The sequence below is a fragment of the Saezia sanguinis genome (genome assembly GCF_963921665.1).
Lineage (GTDB): Bacteria > Pseudomonadota > Gammaproteobacteria > Burkholderiales > Burkholderiaceae_C > Saezia > Saezia sanguinis.
The window spans coordinates 136950-155129 of sequence record NZ_CAWUGC010000019.1 but is presented as its reverse complement, the minus strand read 5'-3'; the positions used below and the strand labels follow the sequence as shown (position 1 = coordinate 155129).

At 49.4% G+C, this 18180-nt stretch carries 33 protein-coding genes, 1 tRNA gene and 1 pseudogene; 32 read left to right on the top strand and 3 right to left on the bottom strand.

Features of this window, described 5'->3' with window-relative positions; all coding sequences use genetic code 11:
- The 32 genes and pseudogenes from AACY98_RS14390 to AACY98_RS14235 form a co-directional block, all read left to right on the top strand.
- A pseudogene (locus AACY98_RS14390) lies at positions 1-126 on the top strand (elongation factor Tu); the annotation flags it as partial.
- A gap of 101 nt (positions 127-227) precedes the next feature.
- Positions 228-539, top strand: coding sequence for a 30S ribosomal protein S10 (rpsJ, locus tag AACY98_RS14385; RefSeq protein WP_126980492.1), 312 nt, complete (start codon positions 228-230; stop codon positions 537-539).
- Positions 540-721: 182 nt separating this feature from the next.
- Positions 722-1387, top strand: coding sequence for a 50S ribosomal protein L3 (gene rplC, locus AACY98_RS14380; RefSeq protein WP_126980491.1), 666 nt, complete (start codon positions 722-724; stop codon positions 1385-1387).
- Complete coding sequence (rplD, locus tag AACY98_RS14375; RefSeq protein ID WP_126980490.1) at positions 1387-2052, top strand: 50S ribosomal protein L4; 666 nt, start codon at positions 1387-1389, stop codon at positions 2050-2052. The genes rplC and rplD overlap by 1 nt, the downstream gene beginning before the upstream one ends.
- Complete coding sequence (rplW, locus tag AACY98_RS14370; protein ID WP_126980489.1) at positions 2049-2363, top strand: 50S ribosomal protein L23; 315 nt, start codon at positions 2049-2051, stop codon at positions 2361-2363. The genes rplD and rplW overlap by 4 nt, the downstream gene beginning before the upstream one ends.
- A 2-nt stretch (positions 2364-2365) precedes the next feature.
- Positions 2366-3190, top strand: coding sequence for a 50S ribosomal protein L2 (rplB, locus tag AACY98_RS14365; protein ID WP_126980488.1), 825 nt, complete (start codon positions 2366-2368; stop codon positions 3188-3190).
- Positions 3191-3205: 15 nt separating this feature from the next.
- Positions 3206-3481 carry a 30S ribosomal protein S19 gene (gene rpsS / locus AACY98_RS14360; protein ID WP_126980487.1) on the top strand — a complete coding sequence of 92 codons (276 nt, stop codon included), beginning with the start codon at positions 3206-3208 and terminating at the stop codon, positions 3479-3481.
- 12 nt (positions 3482-3493) lie between these two features.
- Positions 3494-3847, top strand: a complete 354-nt coding sequence (rplV, locus tag AACY98_RS14355) for a 50S ribosomal protein L22 (protein WP_126980486.1) — start codon at positions 3494-3496, stop codon at positions 3845-3847.
- 8 nt (positions 3848-3855) lie between these two features.
- Positions 3856-4722: a 30S ribosomal protein S3 gene (gene rpsC / locus AACY98_RS14350; RefSeq protein WP_126980485.1), complete on the top strand. Its 867-nt coding sequence runs from the start codon at positions 3856-3858 to the stop codon at positions 4720-4722.
- Between the two features lie 2 nt (positions 4723-4724).
- Positions 4725-5141, top strand: coding sequence for a 50S ribosomal protein L16 (rplP, locus tag AACY98_RS14345; protein ID WP_126980484.1), 417 nt, complete (start codon positions 4725-4727; stop codon positions 5139-5141).
- Between the two features lie 28 nt (positions 5142-5169).
- Positions 5170-5376: a 50S ribosomal protein L29 gene (rpmC, locus tag AACY98_RS14340; protein ID WP_126980483.1), complete on the top strand. Its 207-nt coding sequence runs from the start codon at positions 5170-5172 to the stop codon at positions 5374-5376.
- The gene (gene rpsQ, locus AACY98_RS14335) at positions 5373-5657 is read left to right on the top strand and encodes a 30S ribosomal protein S17 (RefSeq protein WP_126980482.1); all 285 of its coding nucleotides are present in this window, start codon (positions 5373-5375) and stop codon (positions 5655-5657) included. The genes rpmC and rpsQ overlap by 4 nt, the downstream gene beginning before the upstream one ends.
- Positions 5658-5675: 18 nt before the next feature.
- The gene (locus AACY98_RS14330; protein ID WP_339806097.1) at positions 5676-6212 is read left to right on the top strand and encodes a peroxiredoxin; all 537 of its coding nucleotides are present in this window, start codon (positions 5676-5678) and stop codon (positions 6210-6212) included.
- Positions 6213-6351: 139 nt separating this feature from the next.
- Positions 6352-6720, top strand: coding sequence for a 50S ribosomal protein L14 (gene rplN / locus AACY98_RS14325; RefSeq protein ID WP_126980480.1), 369 nt, complete (start codon positions 6352-6354; stop codon positions 6718-6720).
- Between the two features lie 11 nt (positions 6721-6731).
- Positions 6732-7070, top strand: a complete 339-nt coding sequence (gene rplX, locus AACY98_RS14320; RefSeq protein ID WP_339806093.1) for a 50S ribosomal protein L24 — start codon at positions 6732-6734, stop codon at positions 7068-7070.
- Between the two features lie 14 nt (positions 7071-7084).
- Positions 7085-7624, top strand: a complete 540-nt coding sequence (gene rplE, locus AACY98_RS14315; protein WP_126980478.1) for a 50S ribosomal protein L5 — start codon at positions 7085-7087, stop codon at positions 7622-7624.
- Positions 7625-7632: 8 nt separating this feature from the next.
- Positions 7633-7938, top strand: coding sequence for a 30S ribosomal protein S14 (gene rpsN / locus AACY98_RS14310; protein ID WP_126980477.1), 306 nt, complete (start codon positions 7633-7635; stop codon positions 7936-7938).
- 26 nt (positions 7939-7964) lie between these two features.
- Positions 7965-8360: a 30S ribosomal protein S8 gene (gene rpsH / locus AACY98_RS14305; protein ID WP_126980476.1), complete on the top strand. Its 396-nt coding sequence runs from the start codon at positions 7965-7967 to the stop codon at positions 8358-8360.
- Between the two features lie 15 nt (positions 8361-8375).
- On the top strand, positions 8376-8906 hold the full coding sequence (gene rplF / locus AACY98_RS14300) for a 50S ribosomal protein L6 (RefSeq protein ID WP_126980475.1): 531 nt from the start codon (positions 8376-8378) through the stop codon (positions 8904-8906).
- Positions 8907-8916: 10 nt separating this feature from the next.
- Positions 8917-9279 carry a 50S ribosomal protein L18 gene (gene rplR / locus AACY98_RS14295; RefSeq protein WP_126980474.1) on the top strand — a complete coding sequence of 121 codons (363 nt, stop codon included), beginning with the start codon at positions 8917-8919 and terminating at the stop codon, positions 9277-9279.
- A 26-nt stretch (positions 9280-9305) separates the two neighbouring features.
- Positions 9306-9824, top strand: coding sequence for a 30S ribosomal protein S5 (gene rpsE, locus AACY98_RS14290; protein WP_126980473.1), 519 nt, complete (start codon positions 9306-9308; stop codon positions 9822-9824).
- Positions 9825-9845: 21 nt separating this feature from the next.
- A complete protein-coding gene (gene rpmD, locus AACY98_RS14285; RefSeq protein ID WP_126980472.1) occupies positions 9846-10028 on the top strand; it encodes a 50S ribosomal protein L30 in 183 nt (60 codons plus the stop codon).
- A gap of 10 nt (positions 10029-10038) precedes the next feature.
- The gene (gene rplO / locus AACY98_RS14280; protein WP_126980471.1) at positions 10039-10470 is read left to right on the top strand and encodes a 50S ribosomal protein L15; all 432 of its coding nucleotides are present in this window, start codon (positions 10039-10041) and stop codon (positions 10468-10470) included.
- A gap of 47 nt (positions 10471-10517) precedes the next feature.
- Positions 10518-11828: a preprotein translocase subunit SecY gene (secY, locus tag AACY98_RS14275; RefSeq protein WP_126980470.1), complete on the top strand. Its 1311-nt coding sequence runs from the start codon at positions 10518-10520 to the stop codon at positions 11826-11828.
- Positions 11829-11848: 20 nt separating this feature from the next.
- Complete coding sequence (infA, locus tag AACY98_RS14270) at positions 11849-12067, top strand: translation initiation factor IF-1 (protein WP_126980469.1); 219 nt, start codon at positions 11849-11851, stop codon at positions 12065-12067.
- A 51-nt stretch (positions 12068-12118) separates the two neighbouring features.
- Positions 12119-12232, top strand: a complete 114-nt coding sequence (rpmJ, locus tag AACY98_RS14265) for a 50S ribosomal protein L36 (protein WP_126980468.1) — start codon at positions 12119-12121, stop codon at positions 12230-12232.
- Positions 12233-12257: 25 nt separating this feature from the next.
- A complete protein-coding gene (gene rpsM / locus AACY98_RS14260; RefSeq protein ID WP_126980467.1) occupies positions 12258-12623 on the top strand; it encodes a 30S ribosomal protein S13 in 366 nt (121 codons plus the stop codon).
- Positions 12624-12651: 28 nt separating this feature from the next.
- The gene (gene rpsK / locus AACY98_RS14255; RefSeq protein ID WP_126980466.1) at positions 12652-13053 is read left to right on the top strand and encodes a 30S ribosomal protein S11; all 402 of its coding nucleotides are present in this window, start codon (positions 12652-12654) and stop codon (positions 13051-13053) included.
- Between the two features lie 101 nt (positions 13054-13154).
- Positions 13155-13778 carry a 30S ribosomal protein S4 gene (gene rpsD / locus AACY98_RS14250; RefSeq protein WP_126980465.1) on the top strand — a complete coding sequence of 208 codons (624 nt, stop codon included), beginning with the start codon at positions 13155-13157 and terminating at the stop codon, positions 13776-13778.
- A 120-nt stretch (positions 13779-13898) separates the two neighbouring features.
- Complete coding sequence (locus tag AACY98_RS14245) at positions 13899-14888, top strand: DNA-directed RNA polymerase subunit alpha (RefSeq protein ID WP_126980464.1); 990 nt, start codon at positions 13899-13901, stop codon at positions 14886-14888.
- A 142-nt stretch (positions 14889-15030) separates the two neighbouring features.
- Positions 15031-15462: a 50S ribosomal protein L17 gene (rplQ, locus tag AACY98_RS14240; protein WP_126980463.1), complete on the top strand. Its 432-nt coding sequence runs from the start codon at positions 15031-15033 to the stop codon at positions 15460-15462.
- 348 nt (positions 15463-15810) lie between these two features.
- Positions 15811-15887, top strand: a tRNA-Arg gene (locus AACY98_RS14235).
- Positions 15888-16053: 166 nt separating this feature from the next.
- Here the strand turns inward: AACY98_RS14235 and AACY98_RS14230 are convergent.
- The 3 genes from AACY98_RS14230 to AACY98_RS14220 all read right to left on the bottom strand — a co-directional run bounded on the left by AACY98_RS14230 (position 16054) and on the right by AACY98_RS14220 (position 18169).
- Positions 16054-16287: a hypothetical protein gene (locus AACY98_RS14230; RefSeq protein WP_126980462.1), complete on the bottom strand. Its 234-nt coding sequence runs from the start codon at positions 16285-16287 to the stop codon at positions 16054-16056.
- A 323-nt stretch (positions 16288-16610) separates the two neighbouring features.
- On the bottom strand, positions 16611-17393 hold the full coding sequence (locus AACY98_RS14225; protein WP_339806080.1) for an IclR family transcriptional regulator: 783 nt from the start codon (positions 17391-17393) through the stop codon (positions 16611-16613).
- Positions 17394-17692: 299 nt separating this feature from the next.
- Positions 17693-18169 carry a DUF192 domain-containing protein gene (locus AACY98_RS14220; RefSeq protein WP_423817581.1) on the bottom strand — a complete coding sequence of 159 codons (477 nt, stop codon included), beginning with the start codon at positions 18167-18169 and terminating at the stop codon, positions 17693-17695.
- Positions 18170-18180 lie beyond the last annotated feature (11 nt).

The following is an 18180-nucleotide window of genomic DNA, read 5'->3' as shown; positions in this document are numbered from 1 at the left end:
GGCGACAACGTCACCATCAAAGTCAAGCTGATTGCGCCGATTGCGATGGAAGAAGGCCTGCGTTTTGCGATCCGTGAAGGTGGCCGTACGGTGGGTGCCGGTGTGGTCGCTAAAATTATTGAGTAATCAATGTCCGTTTCACCATGTTGCCCTAAAAGGCAGCGTGGTGATTTCGTTTTTTTGCCACATTTATCAAAGTGGCTTCGCTCTTTTAGTAGGAATCTGTCATGCAAAAGCAAAAGATCCGTATTCGCCTGAAGGCATTTGATTACAAACTGATTGACCAGTCAGCACTGGAAATCGTTGAGACCGCCAAACGTACCGGCGCCATTGTCAATGGTCCGGTTCCGCTGCCTACACGCATGAAGCGGTTTGATATTCTGCGCTCGCCGCACGTGAATAAAACCAGCCGTGATCAGTTTGAAATTCGTACGCATCAGCGTCTGATGGACATTGTGGATCCAACAGACAAAACAGTGGATGCGTTGATGAAACTGGATTTGCCTGCCGGTGTGGATGTGGAAATCAAGCTGCAATAATTGGTAATAATTATCTTGCACTTGAAACACAACCCATAATCGGGTTATAATTAAAAGCTACCCCTTAAATAAAGGGAAGTGAATTTGAAATGGCCTTAAGTTTTTTCCTTTGGGGAAGGGCTTAAGGATATTTCTTTTTAAATATCAGCCCCGGCCAATTGAAGTCGGGAATGGAGTATAAAATGACCAAATCCTTGGGGCTCTTGGGGCGCAAGGTTGGGATGATGCGGATTTTCATGGATGATGGGCTCTCTGTGCCTGTGACCGTGTTGGATGTATCTGACAACCGTGTGACACAAGTTAAAACCGTAGAGAATGACGGTTATAGCGCTATTCAGGTGGCGTATGGCTCACGCAAAGCTTCTCGCGTGAGCAAACCGCAGGCAGGACATTATGCCAAGGCTGGCGTTGAAGCCGGCGAGCGTTTAAGCGAATTCTGTGTGCCACAAGAAGTGGCAGCAGAATATCAGCCAGGTGCCAAACTTCCGATTTCTTTGTTTGCTGTCGGCCAGAAAGTGGACGTACAGGGCGTAAGCATTGGTAAAGGTTATGCCGGTACCATTAAACGTTACAACTTTGCCTCTCAGAGAGCTTCTCACGGTAACAGCCGTTCACACAATGTGCCCGGCTCTATCGGTATGGCGCAGGATCCTGGACGTGTGTTCCCCGGTAAGAAAATGACCGGGCATCTGGGTGATGTGACTGTAACGGTGCAGAATTTGGATATCGTGCGTATTGATGAAGCGCGCGAATTGTTGATGGTTCGTGGTGCGGTTCCCGGTGCAAAGAATGGCCAAGTGGTTGTTCGCCCGGCGGTGAAAGCATCTGTTGCGAAAGGGGCCGAATAATGGAATTGCAGCTCCTCAATGAACAAGGTCAGGCTGCCAGTAAGGTAGAAGCACCTGAAACCGTGTTTGGTCGTGACTACAATGAAGCGTTGGTGCATCAGGTGGTGGTGGCTTATCAGGCCAATGCCCGTCAAGGTACCCGTGCTCAAAAAGACCGCACACAAGTCAAACACTCGACGAAAAAACCGTTCCGTCAAAAAGGAACCGGTCGTGCTCGTGCGGGGATGACTTCTTCTCCACTGTGGCGTGGGGGCGGTAAGATTTTCCCGAATTCACCGGATGAAAATTTCACCCATAAAGTGAATAAGAAGATGTATCGCGCTGCGATGGCTTCTATTTACTCTCAGTTGGTGCGTGAAGGTCGTTTGGCGGTGATTGATCCGATTGTGTTGGACACGCCAAAAACAAACGTGCTGGCTAAGAAGCTCAAAGCAATGGATCTGGACTCTGTGCTGGTGATTGTGGATAACCTGGACCTGACACAGTTTGATCTGGGGGACCTGAGCAAGGCAGATGACAACTTCAAGTTGTATCTGGCTGCGCGCAATCTGCCCAATGTGGCGGTTGCAGAGCCGCGTTATGCTGATCCGGTTTCTTTGGTGTTTTACAAAAAAGTGCTGGTGACCAAAGGCGCTATTGATAAGCTCAAGGAGATGCTGGCATGAGCGCACAGAAATTCAATCAAGGGCGTTTGATGCAGGTGCTGGTGGCACCGATCGTTTCGGAAAAAGCAACGATGCTGGCTGAAAAACGCAATCAAGTCCTGTTTAAGGTGTTGCAAGACGCAACCAAAGATGAAATCAAGGCTGCAGTTGAACTGTTGTTCAAAGTAGAGGTTGATTCGGTGCAGGTGCTGAACCAGAAGGGTAAAACCAAGCGTTTTGGCCGTACCGTGGGGCGCCGCGATCATGTTCGCAAAGCCTATGTCAGCTTGAAACAGGGTCAGGAACTGAACTTTGCTCAGGAGGCTGCTTAATCATGCCAGTCGTCAAGCTTAAACCTACATCGCCTGGACGGCGCGGTGTTATCAGAGTCTCGCATCCCCATTTGCATAAAGGGGAGCCTGTCAAGGCTTTGACCACATCACAGTTCCAAAAGGCTGGTCGTAACAATAATGGTCACATTACCACACGCCATAAAGGCGGTGGGCACAAGCACCATTATCGTATCGTTGATTTTCGCCGTAATAAAGATGCGATCCCGGCAAAAGTGGAGCGCATTGAGTACGACCCGAATCGTTCAGCACATATCGCACTGGTATGTTATGCCGATGGTGAACGTCGCTATATCATTGCCCCGAAAGGCATTGAGGTAGGGGCAACATTGCTCAGCGGTGCCGAGTCTCCGATTAAAGCGGGTAATACATTGCCTATTCGCAATATCCCAGTGGGTTCAACCATTCACTGTGTTGAATTGCAGCCGGGTAAGGGTGCTCAGTTGGTGCGCTCTGCCGGTGCGTCTGCTGTGCTGATGGCGCGTGAAGGCATTTATGCTCAGGTTCGTCTGCGCTCTGGCGAAGTTCGCAAGATCCATATTGACTGCCGCGCAACCATTGGCGAAGTTTCCAATGGCGAACATAACCTGCGCCAGTATGGTAAAGCCGGTGCCAAGCGCTGGAAGGGTATTCGCCCGACCGTGCGTGGTGTGGTGATGAACCCGGTTGATCACCCGCATGGTGGTGGTGAAGGCCGTACCGGTGAAGGCCGTGCGCCAGTGGATCCGTGGGGTAATCTGACCAAAGGCTACCGCACTCGTAACAATAAACGCACGCAAGGCATGATTGTCTCGCGTCGTAAGAAATAAGCGTAAGGACAGATCATGACTCGTTCATTGAAAAAGGGACCGTTTGTTGATCATCACTTGCTGGCTAAACTGGACAAGGCGGTATCTACTAAGGATAAAAAACCAATCAAGACCTGGTCTCGCCGGTCGACGATTTTGCCTGAATTCATCGGTTTGACCATTGCTGTGCACAACGGTAAACAACATGTGCCTGTCTATGTGACAGAGCAGATGATTGGTCACAAACTGGGTGAGTTCGCCCTGACCCGTACATTCAAGGGTCATCCAGGCGATAAGAAAGCCAAGAAGTAAGGAGCACAGACGATGGTAACCCAAAAGAAAGAAAGAGATCCACGTCGCGCTGTTGTTCGCGGTGTTCGCCTGTCGGCTCAAAAGGGCCGCCTGGTGGCAGATCTGGTTCGTGGCAAGCCTGTTGATCAGGCGCTTAATATTCTGACTTTCTCCCCTAAAAAGGGGGCAGTCATTATCAAGAAGGCGTTGGAGTCTGCGATTGCAAATGCAGAACACAATGCCGGTGATGATATTGACGAGCTGAAGGTCAAAGTGATTCATGTGGAGCAAGGTCCTGTGCTCAAGCGGTTTACTGCCAGAGCTAAAGGTCGCGGCAATCGGATCAGCAAGCCGACATGTCACATCTACGTAACAGTCGGGAACTGAGGTAAGCTATGGGACAGAAAATTCATCCAACCGGATTTCGTTTGTCAGTGACTCGCAACTGGGGTTCTCGCTGGTATGCGTCGAACCGTCAGTTCAGCCATATGCTGGCTGAAGATCTGCAAGTCAGGGATTATCTGAAAGAGAAGCTGAAAAATGCGGCTGTTTCACGTATCCTGATTGAGCGTCCGGCTAAAAATGCACGTATTACCATTTTCTCCGCCCGTCCTGGTGTGGTGATTGGTAAAAAAGGCGAAGATATTGAAAAATTGAAAGCCGAGCTGACCCAGCGTCTGGGTGTGCCGGTGGCGGTCAATATTGAAGAAGTTCGCAAACCTGAAGTGGATGCGCAGCTGATCGCTGACAGCATCACGCAACAGCTTGAAAAGCGCATTATGTTCCGTCGTGCCATGAAGCGTGCGATGCAAAATGCCATGCGCCTGGGTGTGCAGGGTATCAAGATCATGTCTTCGGGGCGTTTGAATGGCGCGGAAATTGCGCGTACCGAATGGTACCGTGAAGGCCGGGTGCCGTTGCATACATTGCGTGCCGATATTGATTATGGTACGTCAGAAGCATTTACCACCTATGGTGTGATTGGTGTGAAGGTCTGGGTTTATCGTGGCGATAACCTGGGGCGCAATGAAGCGCCTGCTGCACCGACCAAACCTGAAGGTGAAGATGATCGCAAGGGACGTCGCGCTAAACCCAGCCGTGGACGTGGGCGTGCACGCAGCACTGCCGCAGGTGCGCCAGTTGATGGCAGCGATAAACCTGCAGAAGCAGTTGATGCACCTAAAACGGCTGTCAAGCGTGTTCGCAAGGCAAGCAAACCTGAGGCTGACAATGCCGCAGGTGAACCGGCCAAAGGAGAATAAAGATGTTGCAACCTGCACGTCGCAAATACCGTAAAGAACAAAAAGGGCGTAACACAGGTGTTGCCACACGTGGCGTTTCTGTGTCATTTGGTGAATATGGTTTGAAGTCGACTGACCGTGGCCGTCTGACATCGCGTCAGATTGAGGCGGCCCGTCGTGCGATTACGCGTCACGTGAAACGTGGCGGACGTATCTGGATTCGTGTGTTTCCGGATAAACCTATTTCCAAGAAACCTGCCGAAGTTCGTATGGGTAATGGTAAAGGGAATATTGAATTTTACGTGGCTGAAATTCAGCCGGGTAAAGTGCTTTATGAGATTACCGGTGTAAGTGAAGAGCTGGCACGTGAGGCATTTGCTTTGGCGGCAGCTAAACTGCCTGTTCGGACAGTGTTTGTTTCACGCCAGGCCGGTGCCTGATGAATGCAAGTAAAGGCATACGGGAGATATTATGAAGGCTTCAGAACTTCGTGAAAAAGATGTGGCAGGCGTTGAAAAAGAGCTTGCCGAGTTGCAGCGTGCCTATTTTGGTGCGCGTATGCAAAAAGCGACAAACCAATTAACCAATACGGCATCGTTAAAATCTGCCCGCCGCGATGTGGCGCGCGCTAAAACGGTTTTGACGGAAAAGCAACGTAAAGGAGCTGCTAAATGACACAGACAGCGCAAGAAGCTACGGCTGCTAAGAATAAGCGCACGCTGATTGGTCGCGTTGTGAGTGACAAGCGCTCTAAAACGGTGACCGTTTTGATTGAAAAGCGCGTCAAGCATGACTTGTATGGCAAGATCATGACACGTTCGGTGAAATACCATGCACATGACGAAAATGGTGATTACCATTTGGGCGATTTGGTTGAGATTGCAGAATCTCGTCCGATCTCCAAGACCAAGTCATGGGTGGTGACCCGTCTGATTGAAAAAGCCAGACTGGTTTAATATTGTTTTGAATGCGCCATGATCAAAGTAGGTGATCATCTGCCTTCCGCCACTTTGTGGGAGGTAGTGCCAGCAGAAGATGGGGGCCTGTCCGGGCCTCAATCTATCGATGTTGGTGCTGTAGTTGCAGAAAAAACGATTGTGATCATTGGTGTGCCAGGCGCGTTTACGCCGACCTGCAGCAAGCAGCACGTACCAGGTTATCTTTCATTGGTGTCCCATTTTCGCAACTTGGGCGTTGATGAAATCTGGTGCGTGTCTGTGAATGATGCTTATGTCATGCAGGCATGGGGCGCTCAGATGGGCGTAGGCGATCAGATTCGCATGCTTGCCGATGGCAATGCGGCGTTTGTTGAGGCCATGGGCCTGAGCAGGGATTTATCAGAAAAAGGCATGGGAGTGCGCTCGCAGCGTTATTCTATGCTGGCAGTGAACGGGGTTGTCAAGATTCTGAATGTGGAGCCTCAGGGCAAGTTTGTTGTCAGTGGTGCACAGCAATTGCATATTCAGGCACAAGGAGTTCTTGACAGCACTCAAAAAATAAGCGAGAATTAATAGCTTAACCCGCTAATTTCTCTGCGGGTGATTATCTTGCCCAATGTGATGGCAAAGCAGGTTTGAAATAAAATGCGTGCTGTCATGACGGGCCCAAGACTGCCTGTTGTATGACAGCGGGGTAAGTTGGGGAATATAAATGATTCAGATGCAATCGCGACTTGAAGTCGCAGATAACACAGGCGCTAAGTCTGTCATGTGTATTAAGGTGCTTGGGGGTTCCAAGCGTCGTTACGCAGGGATTGGCGACATCATTAAAGTCAGCGTGAAAGAAGCGCAGCCGCGTGGGCGTGTCAAAAAAGGCGAAGTGTATAACGCTGTGGTGGTTCGTACTGCCAAAGGTGTACGTCGTCAGGATGGCTCGCTGATCAAGTTTGATGGCAATGCCGCGGTATTGCTCAACGCCAAGCTGGAGCCTATTGGTACCCGTATTTTTGGGCCAGTAACGCGTGAATTGCGTACAGAGCGGTTTATGAAAATCGTCTCGCTGGCGCCAGAAGTGTTGTAAGAGAGGGTAGCATGAACAAGATTCGTAAGGGCGATGAAGTGATTGTTATCGCTGGAAAAGACAGAGTCAGAAAAGCGCGCGGCAAAGTACTCGCACGTGTGGATGATTCACATCTGATCGTTGAAGGTGTGAATCTGGCAATCAAGCATGTCAAGCCAAACCCCATGAAGGGGACAACTGGCGGCAAGACTGAAAAGCCGATGCCGATTGACCAGTCAAATGTGGCGATTTACAACCCGAAAACGGGTAAGGCAGATCGCGTGAAGATCCAAATCACCAAAGATGGCGACAAGGAACGCAAAGTGCGCGTTTACAAGTCCACTGGTGAAGAAATCAAAACGTCGGCCTGAGGAGATTGAATAAGATGGCTCGTTTACTTGAGTTGTATCGCAGCAAAATTGTTCCGGAACTGGTGAAGCAGTTTAGCTATAAGTCAGTGATGGAAGTGCCGCGCATTACCAAAATTACCCTGAATATGGGTGTCTCTGAAGCTGTGGCTGACAAGAAGGTCATGGAGCACGCAGTTGAAGATTTGACCAAAATCGCCGGGCAAAAACCGGTGGTGACCAAGGCACGCAAGGCGATTGCCGGGTTCAAAATTCGTGAAGAATTGCCCATTGGTTGCATGGTGACTTTGCGTGGCGCACGCATGTATGAATTTATAGATCGTTTTGTCACTGTGGCATTGCCGCGAGTGCGCGATTTTCGTGGTATTTCGGGACGTTCTTTTGATGGCCGCGGTAATTACAACGTGGGCATTAAAGAACAGATTATTTTCCCTGAAATTGAATACGACAAGATTGACACGTTGCGTGGATTGAATGTCAGTATCACTACAACGGCTAAAACTGATGAAGAGTGCAAGGCGCTTTTGTCAGCATTCCGTTTTCCGTTTAAGAACTGAGGTGGCTTGTGGCAAAACTTGCTTTGAAACAACGCGAACTCAAACGTGACAAGCTGGTAGCTAAATATGCCGGCAAGCGTGCTGAGCTCAAGGCTATTATTGACGATGCAAAACGTACCGATGAAGAACGTATGACGGCACGCTTGGCACTGCAGAAATTGCCTCGCAATGCCAGCCCAACACGCCAACGCAATCGTTGTGAGCTGACTGGTCGTCCTCGCGGAACATTCCGCCAGTTCGGTCTGGGTCGCAGTAAGATCCGCGAAATCGGTTTTCGTGGAGATATCCCCGGTCTGACTAAGGCCAGTTGGTAAGCCCACGGCGCAGGAGAAAACACAATATGAGTATGAGTGATCCTATCGCCGATATGCTGACGCGCATCCGCAATGCGCAAGCTGTCGAGAAACAGAAGGTGTCAATGCCCGCATCCAAGCTCAAAGTAGCAATTGCGCAGGTGTTGAAGGACGAAGGCTATATTGAAGATTTTGCCGTAAGTGGTGAAGCTGCTTTGGCCCAAATCGAAATCGCCTTGAAATACTACGCTGGACGTCCGGTGATTGAGCGCCTGGAGCGTGTCAGCCGTCCTGGTCTGCGTGTATACAAGGGCACAAAGAGTCTGCCTCAGGTCATGAATGGTCTGGGTGTAGCGATTGTAACCACCCCGCGTGGGGTAATGACGGATCGTAAAGCACGTGCTGCCGGTATTGGTGGCGAAGTGCTTTGCTATGTCGCCTAAAGGAGTGGTGCAAATATGTCACGTATAGGAAAATTGCCAATCGTGCTGCCTCAAGGTGTTGATGTCGCGATTGCAGATCAGATTAAAGTTAAAGGTGCTTTGGGCTCCTTGGATTTGAAAAGCTCTTCACTGGTGCAAGTCAAAAATGCTGACGGCAAGCTTGAATTTACACCGGCAAATGAATCTAGCGAAGCCAATGCCATGTCAGGCACCATGCGTGCACTGGTTGCCAATATGGTGCATGGCGTATCCAAAGGGTTTGAGCGTAAGCTGACGTTGGTCGGTGTGGGTTTTCGTGCTCAGGCACAGGGCGACAAGTTGAACTTGTCCGTGGGTTTTTCCCATCCTGTTGTCAAGCAGATGCCTGCCGGGTTGAAGGTGGAAACGCCGACGCCAACAGAAATTATCATTAAAGGGGCTGACGCACAGAAAGTGGGTCAGGTTGCTGCAGAGGTTCGCGCTATCCGTCCTCCAGAGCCGTATAAAGGCAAAGGGATCCGGTATGCTGATGAGACTGTGATCATCAAGGAAACGAAGAAGAAGTAAGGAATAGGCCATGACAAAGAAAGAACAGCGTCTGCGCCGTGCTCGTCAAACCCGCATTCGCATCGCATTGCAAGGTGTTAACCGTTTGACAGTATTTCGCTCTAATTCGCATATTTTTGCAAACGTGATTTCCGGTGATGGCAGCAAAGTGCTTGCAAGCGCTTCTACACTGGAAGCTGGCGTGCGTAAGGCTCTGAGTGGCTCAGGCAAAGGCGGTAATGTTGCAGCAGCAGCATTGGTTGGCAAGAGTATTGCCGAAAAAGCCAAAGCTGCCGGAGTTGACAAGGTAGCATTTGACCGTGCCGGCTATGCATATCACGGCCGTATCAAAGCATTGGCTGAAGCAGCTCGTGAAGCTGGCTTGCAGTTCTGATCGCAGACGATCCAAGGAATTCGACAATGGCGAAAGTTCAAGCAAAAACAGGTACCGATGACCGCGAAGATGGTCTGAGGGAGAAAATGATCGCGGTGAACCGCGTGACCAAAGTGGTGAAAGGTGGCCGTATTCTCGGTTTTGCCGCTTTGACGGTGGTTGGCGATGGTGATGGCGGCGTTGGCATGGGCAAAGGTAAAGCCCGTGAAGTTCCGGTTGCTGTACAAAAAGCAATGGAACAGGCCCGCCGCAACATGATCAAGGTCAGCCTCAAGAACGGTACGATTCACCACAATGTGGTGGGTGAACACGGTGCATCGACAGTATTGCTGGCGCCGGCTCCCAAAGGGACTGGCATCATTGCCGGTGGTCCGACCCGTGCCGTATTTGAAATGTTGGGTGTGACCGATATTGTGGCCAAGAGCCATGGTTCAACCAACCCTTACAACTTGGTGCGTGCGACATTTGATGCTTTGACTAAAATGACCACGCCTTCCGAGGTGGCTGCCAAACGAGGCAAAACTGTTGAAGAAATCTTCAGCTGATTGACTCAGGAGCAAGAATAAATGTCAGAGAAAAAAACAGTAAAAGTGCAACTGGTGCGCAGTGTCATCAGTACCCCCAAAGCGCATCGTGCAACCGTGCGTGGCTTGGGGTTGCATAAGCTCAACAGCGTTTCCGAGCTGGAAGATACACCAGCAGTACGCGGAATGATTTTCAAGGTTAAGCATTTGCTTAAAGTGCTGTAAAGGTGCGAAGATGAAATTGAATTCGATGGAGCCCGCTAAAGGAAGCAAGCACGCCAAGCGTCGTGTTGGGCGTGGTATTGGTTCCGGTCTGGGTAAAACTGCCGGGCGTGGTCATAAAGGTCAAAAATCTCGTGCTGGTGGCTATCACAAAGTCGGCTTTGAAGGCGGTCAGATGCCTTTGCAGCGGCGTTTGCCCAAGCGTGGTTTCAAGTCGCTGGCATTGCGCTTTAATGATGAAGTGACTTTGAACGACCTGGAAGCACTGGGTTTGGACGAGGTTGATTTGCTGGCTTTGAAAAAAGCAGGCTTGATCAGTCAGATCACCAAGAATGTCAAAGTGATTGCAACTGGTAAACTGACCCGTAAAGTCACTCTGAACGGTATTGCCGCAACTGCGGGCGCAAAAGCTGCTGTGGAAGCTGCTGGCGGAACCGTTGCCTGAGTGCAGGTGCGGTGATTGTTCGTGCATTAACTTTGATTTGAGATACTGTGGCCACTCAAGCAACTCAATTAGCAAAAAGCGGTAAGTTCAGTGACTTGCGTCGCCGGCTGATCTTTTTGCTGCTTGCCTTACTGGTATACCGTTTGGGCACACATATTCCTGTGCCCGGTATCAATTTGCATGCTTTCAGGGATTTTATGGGGCAGCAGCAGGATGGGATCCTGGGGCTGGTCAACATGTTCTCTGGTGGCGCATTGTCGCGTTCTTCTATTTTTGCTTTAGGGATCATGCCTTATATTTCGGCATCGATCATCATGCAGCTGATGACGTATGTGATTCCTGCATTGGAGCAAATTAAGAAAGAAGGTGAGGCAGGCAGGCGTAAGATCACACAATATACGCGTTATGCCACATTGGCTTTGGCGTTATTTCAGTCTTACGGTACCGCGGTACTGATCGGCTCACAAGGCTTGGCGATTCATGATGGCATGCCATTTTATTTGAATGCCATGCTGACATTGACCGCCGGTACGATGTTTTTGATGTGGCTGGGTGAGCAGATTACCGAACGTGGTATTGGCAACGGTATTTCGATCATCATTTTTGCCGGTATTGCTGCAGGGTTGCCAAATGCGCTGGTCGGTTTGTTTGAGCTGATCAACTCGGGTTCAATGTCCATTCTGGCTGGATTGTTCATTTTGTTCCTGGTTGTCGTTGTGACTTTCCTGGTGGTGTTTATTGAACGTGGGCAGCGTAAAATTCTGGTGAATTATGCCAGACGTCAGCAGGGCAACAAGGTTTATGGCGGGCAATCGTCTTTCCTGCCGCTCAAGCTGAACATGTCGGGTGTGATTCCGCCGATTTTTGCTTCATCGATCATTCTGCTGCCTGCCACCATCATGAGGCAATTCTCATCTGCTGGTGGAGATGGTTGGTTTGTTCGATTGGCTGCCGTGCTATCACCCGGACAACCGGTATATGTGGCTTTGTATGCTGCCGCGATCATTTTCTTCTGTTTTTTCTACACGGCACTGGTTTTCAACAGCCGTGATACCGCTGACAATCTGAAGAAGAGTGGCGCGTTTATTCCGGGCTATCGTCCGGGGGAACAGACAGCACGTTACATTGACAAAGTGTTGATGCGTTTGACCCTGATGGGGGCGATCTATATCACGTTAGTCTGTCTGTTGCCTGAGTTTTTGGTTTTGAAATATAATGTACCGTTTTATTTCGGTGGAACATCGTTGCTGATTATTGTTGTGGTCACCATGGATTTTTGGGCGCAAGTGCAAAACTATGTCGTGTCTCAGCAGTATGAGTCATTGCTTAAGAAGGCGAATTTAAAGCCAGGAAAATAGCACTGAAGCGAGTTTGAAACATGGCAAAAGACGATGTAATTCAAATGCAAGGGGAGGTGGTGGAAAATTTGCCCAACGCCACTTTCCGGGTAAAGCTGGAGAATGGGCATATGGTGCTTGGGCATATTTCAGGGAAAATGCGCATGCACTATATCCGGATTCTCCCTGGAGATAAGGTCACCGTGGAGCTCACGCCATATGACCTGACACGTGCCAGAATTGTTTTTCGTGCCAAGTAGTTTGCACGGATTTTGTGGCATTACAAGGTTATTTTTTGTTTGGAGACGGTCATGAAGGTTTCTGCTTCCGTTAAAAAAATGTGTCGTAACTGTAAAATCATCCGCCGTCATGGAATTGTGCGTGTGATTTGTACAGATCCGCGTCATAAACAGCGTCAAGGCTGATATTTAGAGCAACTAGAGGATAAAGATGGCTCGTATTGCTGGTGTAAATATTCCGCCCCATCAACATACTGAAATTGGTTTGACTTCCATTTTCGGGATTGGGCGTTCGACTGCACGCAAAATTTGTGAAAATTGCGGCATTGATTATTCTAAAAAGGTCAAAGATCTGACTGATGCGGATGTCGAAAAAATCCGTGAACAGGTAGGTCAGTTGACCATCGAGGGTGACCTGCGTCGTGAAGTGACCATGAACATCAAGCGTTTGATGGACATTGGCTGCTATCGCGGTTTCCGTCATCGTCGTGGTTTGCCGGTTCGTGGTCAGCGTACGCGTACCAATGCGCGTACCCGTAAGGGGCCGCGTCGTTCTGGCGTTTCATTGAAAAAATAAACACGCATTACGTGCTTGAAAGGTAAAAATGGCTAAGTCCGGCAATACAGCTGCACAGCGTGTGCGTAAAAAAGTGCGCAAGTCAGTTTCTGACGGGATCGCTCACGTTCACGCTTCATTTAACAATACCATTATCACCATTACGGATCGCCAGGGGAATTCTTTGTCCTGGGCTTCCAGTGGTGGTCAGGGGTTCAAAGGCTCCCGCAAGTCGACACCTTTTGCAGCACAGGTTGCTGCTGAAGTTGCTGGCCGTACTGCGCTGGAGCATGGCATTAAAAACCTGGATGTGGAAATTAAAGGCCCAGGTCCTGGTCGTGAATCTTCGGTGCGTGCATTGGCAGCGCTCGGAATTCGCATTACGTCGATTTCGGACGTAACGCCGGTTCCGCATAACGGTTGCCGCCCGCAAAAGCGCCGTCGTATCTGATTTCTGTTTTTATTAAGTGTAAGACCACCGCCAGTTGAATGAAAATTGTAAACTGGCTCCCATAACGAAAAGGTTATGGTAGTTTTTAAAAGGAAAAGAAAGTGGCTCGTTATTTAGGTCCTAAAGCCAAACTCGCCCGTCGTGAGGGCATCGATCTGTTCTTGAAGAGCGCCCGCCGCTCGATCGCCGATAAATCTCACTTTGATACCAAACCTGGTGTGCATGGCCGTACTTCCGGGCAGCGTACTTCTGACTATGGTTTGCAGTTGCGTGAGAAGCAAAAAGTCAAACGCATGTATGGCGTTCTGGAACGTCAGTTCCGCCGTTATTTTGCTGAGGCTTCACGCCGTAAAGGCAATACCGGTGCTTTGCTGCTGACTCTGTTGGAAAAGCGTCTGGACAATGTGGTTTACCGCATGGGATTCGGCTCTACACGTGCTGAAGCTCGTCAGCTGGTTTCTCATGGTGCCATTTTAGTCAATGGTAAGCCGGTGAATATCCCTTCTTATATGGTCACAGACGGGGATGCGGTGGCTATTCGTGAAAAATCCAGAAACCAAACGCGTATTCAGGAAGCTATGCAACTGGCACAGCAAACCGGATTGCCTGACTGGGTTTCCGTGGATGGCAGCAAGCTTGAAGGTGTTTTCAAGAAAGCGCCGGATCGCGACCAGTTTGGTGCCGATATCAATGAAAACCTGATTGTTGAGTTGTACTCACGTTAATAATTTTCTGATGTTCTGTTTTCCCTACGCGCCCTGCTGCATGTGTTTCTTCAGGAAGCACTGTGCGGGGCTTTCAGCCTTATCGGTGTAACGAGCCGAGGGTATTGAGAGGAAAGATTCATGCAAAACCTACTGAAGCCCAAGTCTATCCATGTTGAGTCACTCGGTGATAACCGCGCCAAAGTGACACTCGAACCTTTTGAGCGCGGTTATGGTCATACCTTGGGTAACGCTTTGCGACGGGTGCTGTTGTCATCTATGGTGGGGTATGCTCCAACCGAAGTGACGATGGCTGGCGTGCTGCACGAGTTCTCGTCTGTGGATGGTATCCAGGAAGAAGTCATGCTGATCATGCTCAACCTCAAGGGCGTGGTGTTCCGTCTGCATAATCGCGATGAAGTGACGCTGAGCCTGCGCAAAGATGGCGAAGGCGTTGTGACAGCAGCAGATATCCAGACCCCGCACGATGTGGAGATTATCAACCCGGATCACGTGATCTGCCATCTGGCCGGTAACGGTAAGATCGATATGCAGATCAAGGTCGAAAAAGGCCGTGGTTATGTACCGGGTAATGTGCGCCGTTATGGTGACGACTCTCCCAACATCATTGGTCTGATCCGTCTGGATGCATCATATTCACCCGTGCGCCGCGTCAGTTACACGGTGGAAAATGCCCGTGTGGAGCAACGTACCGACCTGGATAAACTGGTGCTGGAAATTGAAACCAATGGCGCCATTGCCGCTGAAGAGGCGATTCGTTCAGCAGCAAGAATTCTGGTTGAACAACTGGCTGTATTTGCCCAGTTGGAAGGCAGCGAGCTTGAAGTGACCACTGTCGATTCACCGCGTGCCAGCACGCAGCAGTACGATCCTGTTCTGTTGCGTCCTGTGGACGAACTGGAACTGACCGTGCGTTCTGCCAACTGCCTGAAAGCCGAGAATATTTACTACATTGGTGATTTGATTCAGCGTACTGAAAATGAATTGCTCAAAACGCCGAATCTGGGACGTAAATCCCTCAATGAGATCAAGGAAGTTCTGGCTTCACGTGGCCTGACCCTGGGCATGAAGCTGGAAAACTGGCCTCCTGTGGGCCTGGATCGCCATTAATTTGTTTTTTGTTGGCACGGCACTTTGAGACTACGTGTTTTCAGGTGCCTATTTACACAAGTGCACCGACCCGTACCTGATACGGCGGGCCGTAAAACCGGCTGAAATGTCAGCTTGGGATATAAAGAAAGGAAAATAGCACATGCGACACCGTCATGGATTGCGTAAACTGAACCGCACATCGTCACACCGTAAGGCGATGTTCCAGAACATGATGAATTCTCTGATTGAGCATGAAGTCATTAAAACCACATTGCCCAAGGCCAAAGAATTGCGCCGCCTGATTGAGCCGATGATCACTTTGGCTAAAACAGATACGCTGCATAACAAACGTCTGGCATTTTCCCGCCTGCGTGACCGTTACTCCGTGGTGAAACTGTTTGACGTGCTGGCTCCTCGCTACGCAGAGCGTCCTGGTGGTTATACCCGTATTTTGAAATTCGGTTATCGCATTGGCGACAATGCACCGATGGCCATCATTGAGCTGGTTGACCGTCCTGAGCTGGATGATGTACCTGCAGCCGCAGATGAGAAGGCTGCAGCGGCTCCGGCAGAAGCTAAAGCCAGCGAATAACGGCAAAGATTGGGAAGAGGCCTCTATAAAGAAGCTTCTTCTTGATTAAGAAAAGCCAGAGAGTGATCTCTGGCTTTTTTGTTGCATCCTTCTGATAAGTTTCTGGTGCGCTGCTGGGGCTGTTTGTTTTCAAAACAGAAAATAATACGGACATTTGAATATCAAAATAAAGAATTATTCAGTCGCCAGACGAAATGATTTTTATGGTTTTCTGTTCAGAAAAGCGGGCTTTGATTTGACCGATAGCTGAGGATCAGGCAGGTGTTTTTTAAGCGTTTGCCTGAATGCATAATGATAGAGAAAATGCTTGCAAATTAAATATGAGCCTATTATAATTTACGATTCACAGCGGCTGTAGCTCAGTTGGATAGAGTACTTGGCTACGAACCAAGGGGTCGTGGGTTCGAATCCTGCCAGCCGCACCAAATATGAAAAAGCACTTTCTTGAAGAAAGTGCTTTTTTTATGAACATTTCAACGGTTATCGCTAGCAGGTTCTTCAACGGATGGCAGTTTAAGAAAATGAGTGGCGGATCAGTTTATGAATATCCCCTGGCGCACAGAACATCTACACGCGTACGGGGGGCATATCTTACCAGCCGCGGCGGTGTCTCAACGGGTCTTTTACCCATGCAATGCCTTCTTTGGTGGCGTAGACTTTAGCGGCCTGCTCATCCGTAAAACGGTGGACAAAACGGACAATCCGGTCCAAAGAGGTGCTTCCGTGCCCGGCTCGGATCGAAACGGAAGATGAATAGCTGCCGTCAGGAAGTTGACGGATCAGTGGTGAAATGCAATATTTGCCAAGTTGTACCTGGTCGCTCATGTTTAAACTCCTTTTTGTTTTTGTTTGTAATGTGATTTTTATCACTTGGTGGATCTGATCTTAAAGTGAAAATATGTCAAATCAATGACATACTTACTTTTGTTAGACACCACTGTAAGGTGAGAGTTCCGAAAAATACGGCAGTACGGGTTTCCACTGAAGCAGGTCTGCTTGTACACGTAACCGCAATAGGGGTACTTAACCCATTTGGATGTCAGTGCAGAAAAAGGCGCGCTTAGGGCCTATGTGAAGAGTATGGCTGAAGCTGCTTAAGGGATAGTAGAATAGGTCTCTATTGATTAAATACAAGCAATGTGGGGCGCTTAAGGGGCTCCGCTGGCACGGTATCCCAATGTTCGAGAAATGGTCTGGCTGGCTTTCTGTAAAAGTTTTTGCCAGGCCGGGTTTAAACGGTCGGTGGGGGCTGAAATGGATAAGCCAGCGATCATTTTGCCTTCATCGTTGAAGATGCCTGTGCCATAACAACTCACACCAGGCTCCAGCTCTTCGTCGTCGCATGACAGGCCGTTGCGGCGAATCTGTGCCAGTTCACTTTCCAGCTCAGGCAATTTCTGAATGCTGTTCTGTGTATGGCTTTGTGCCAGGCGGCGCTGTGCATAAGCGTATATTTGTTGCGGCGTATCGTATGCCAAGAATAATTTCCCAACGGATGTCAGATGCAGCAGCGCATGCCCACCTATGGCCCGGACAACCTGCATGCCGGAGCGTTCATTGTATATACGCTCAATGTAGATAATTTCGTCGCCTTGCCGGATCGACAGGTTGACAGGTTGCTGCGTGAGCATATGCAGCTCACGCATGGGTGTTAACGAAACTTCATGCACACTGATTCGTGTTTTAACCAGATTCCCCAATTCCAGCAGCCGCATGCCAAGCCGGTACACACCAGACTGGGGATGTTCGACATAGCGGCCACAAACCAGATCATTCAGGATGCGGTGTACGGTGGAAGGGTGCAGGCCTGAAAGCTCGCTGATCTGTTTGAGTGAAACGGGTTCTTCGTGACTGGCCAGAATATTCAGTAGTGTGAATATGCGATCAATCACCTGAATGGATGGGCTATCAGAAGGGTTTTGTGTGTACATTGCCATTTGATATATTTTATATAGTGAAATTTATTTTGTATCACTTGAAAAATATCTCGCAGTGCACAATGATGTTTTTCAACCCCTGCTTTCCTGTTGCTGCAGAACGCCGGGGTTGTTTTCAGCAAGAACCGGTAATGCTGTTCTGCTTTTTTGTGGAGATGGGAAAGTGGTTTTTAAGATAAAAAACGATAAAAGCAACAAAAATTTTTTTGCAGAAAATGAGTTTTCAGCCTGTGAGAAAAGGCTTGAGTTATAAAAAAAATGCATAACTCAAAATTCTGGCATGGCGCGTGTGTTCAGAATGGATATCCGGTCAAACGTTTTCCGGCCAGTATGCCGTGCTTTTCAAACCAGCCCTGATGCATTTCCAGCACGTAGCGGACAGGCTTGTCCGAACAGTGGCTTTCTGTGCTTTGCGGCATCATGTCGGCAATGTTGACGATGGTGCCATCGTCCTGGATAAAGGCGGCAGACAGTGGCAACAAGGTGTTTTTCATCCAGAAACACTGTGTACGGGGTGTGTCAAAGATAAACAGCATGCCTTCGTTTTCCGGCATGCTTTCGCGCCACATCAGGCCAATCTGCTGCTGGTAAGGGGTTGCGGCGACCTGGACTTCAAGCCGGTACATGCCGGCAGACAGTTCAATACGGGGGAGGTTCAGTTGGGGTGAATTTGGCTGTGTTGCGGTTTGTGCCCAGGCGGCATGCATACAGAAAAGCCCGGCGATAAGTGCGCTGCACAATAAACGAGGTAATGAAAGAATGTTTGGCATGGGGTGCGCTC

Bases quoted from the DNA above. Each gene is read 5' to 3' on its own strand.
- rpsJ (WP_126980492.1), top strand. From the start codon at position 228: ATGCAAAAGCAAAAGATCCGTATTCGCCTGAAGGCATTTGATTACAAA.
- rplC (WP_126980491.1), top strand. From the start codon at position 722: ATGACCAAATCCTTGGGGCTCTTGGGGCGCAAGGTTGGGATGATGCGG.
- rplD (WP_126980490.1), top strand. From the start codon at position 1,387: ATGGAATTGCAGCTCCTCAATGAACAAGGTCAGGCTGCCAGTAAGGTA.
- rplW (WP_126980489.1), top strand. From the start codon at position 2,049: ATGAGCGCACAGAAATTCAATCAAGGGCGTTTGATGCAGGTGCTGGTG.
- rplB (WP_126980488.1), top strand. From the start codon at position 2,366: ATGCCAGTCGTCAAGCTTAAACCTACATCGCCTGGACGGCGCGGTGTT.
- rpsS (WP_126980487.1), top strand. From the start codon at position 3,206: ATGACTCGTTCATTGAAAAAGGGACCGTTTGTTGATCATCACTTGCTG.
- rplV (WP_126980486.1), top strand. From the start codon at position 3,494: ATGGTAACCCAAAAGAAAGAAAGAGATCCACGTCGCGCTGTTGTTCGC.
- rpsC (WP_126980485.1), top strand. From the start codon at position 3,856: ATGGGACAGAAAATTCATCCAACCGGATTTCGTTTGTCAGTGACTCGC.
- rplP (WP_126980484.1), top strand. From the start codon at position 4,725: ATGTTGCAACCTGCACGTCGCAAATACCGTAAAGAACAAAAAGGGCGT.
- rpsQ (WP_126980482.1), top strand. From the start codon at position 5,373: ATGACACAGACAGCGCAAGAAGCTACGGCTGCTAAGAATAAGCGCACG.
- AACY98_RS14330 (WP_339806097.1), top strand. From the start codon at position 5,676: ATGATCAAAGTAGGTGATCATCTGCCTTCCGCCACTTTGTGGGAGGTA.
- rplN (WP_126980480.1), top strand. From the start codon at position 6,352: ATGATTCAGATGCAATCGCGACTTGAAGTCGCAGATAACACAGGCGCT.
- rplX (WP_339806093.1), top strand. From the start codon at position 6,732: ATGAACAAGATTCGTAAGGGCGATGAAGTGATTGTTATCGCTGGAAAA.
- rplE (WP_126980478.1), top strand. From the start codon at position 7,085: ATGGCTCGTTTACTTGAGTTGTATCGCAGCAAAATTGTTCCGGAACTG.
- rpsH (WP_126980476.1), top strand. From the start codon at position 7,965: ATGAGTATGAGTGATCCTATCGCCGATATGCTGACGCGCATCCGCAAT.
- rplF (WP_126980475.1), top strand. From the start codon at position 8,376: ATGTCACGTATAGGAAAATTGCCAATCGTGCTGCCTCAAGGTGTTGAT.
- rplR (WP_126980474.1), top strand. From the start codon at position 8,917: ATGACAAAGAAAGAACAGCGTCTGCGCCGTGCTCGTCAAACCCGCATT.
- rpsE (WP_126980473.1), top strand. From the start codon at position 9,306: ATGGCGAAAGTTCAAGCAAAAACAGGTACCGATGACCGCGAAGATGGT.
- rpmD (WP_126980472.1), top strand. From the start codon at position 9,846: ATGTCAGAGAAAAAAACAGTAAAAGTGCAACTGGTGCGCAGTGTCATC.
- rplO (WP_126980471.1), top strand. From the start codon at position 10,039: ATGAAATTGAATTCGATGGAGCCCGCTAAAGGAAGCAAGCACGCCAAG.
- infA (WP_126980469.1), top strand. From the start codon at position 11,849: ATGGCAAAAGACGATGTAATTCAAATGCAAGGGGAGGTGGTGGAAAAT.
- rpmJ (WP_126980468.1), top strand. From the start codon at position 12,119: ATGAAGGTTTCTGCTTCCGTTAAAAAAATGTGTCGTAACTGTAAAATC.
- rpsM (WP_126980467.1), top strand. From the start codon at position 12,258: ATGGCTCGTATTGCTGGTGTAAATATTCCGCCCCATCAACATACTGAA.
- rpsK (WP_126980466.1), top strand. From the start codon at position 12,652: ATGGCTAAGTCCGGCAATACAGCTGCACAGCGTGTGCGTAAAAAAGTG.
- AACY98_RS14245 (WP_126980464.1), top strand. From the start codon at position 13,899: ATGCAAAACCTACTGAAGCCCAAGTCTATCCATGTTGAGTCACTCGGT.
- rplQ (WP_126980463.1), top strand. From the start codon at position 15,031: ATGCGACACCGTCATGGATTGCGTAAACTGAACCGCACATCGTCACAC.
- AACY98_RS14230 (WP_126980462.1), bottom strand. From the start codon at position 16,287: ATGAGCGACCAGGTACAACTTGGCAAATATTGCATTTCACCACTGATC.
- AACY98_RS14225 (WP_339806080.1), bottom strand. From the start codon at position 17,393: ATGTACACACAAAACCCTTCTGATAGCCCATCCATTCAGGTGATTGAT.
- AACY98_RS14220 (WP_423817581.1), bottom strand. From the start codon at position 18,169: ATGCCAAACATTCTTTCATTACCTCGTTTATTGTGCAGCGCACTTATC.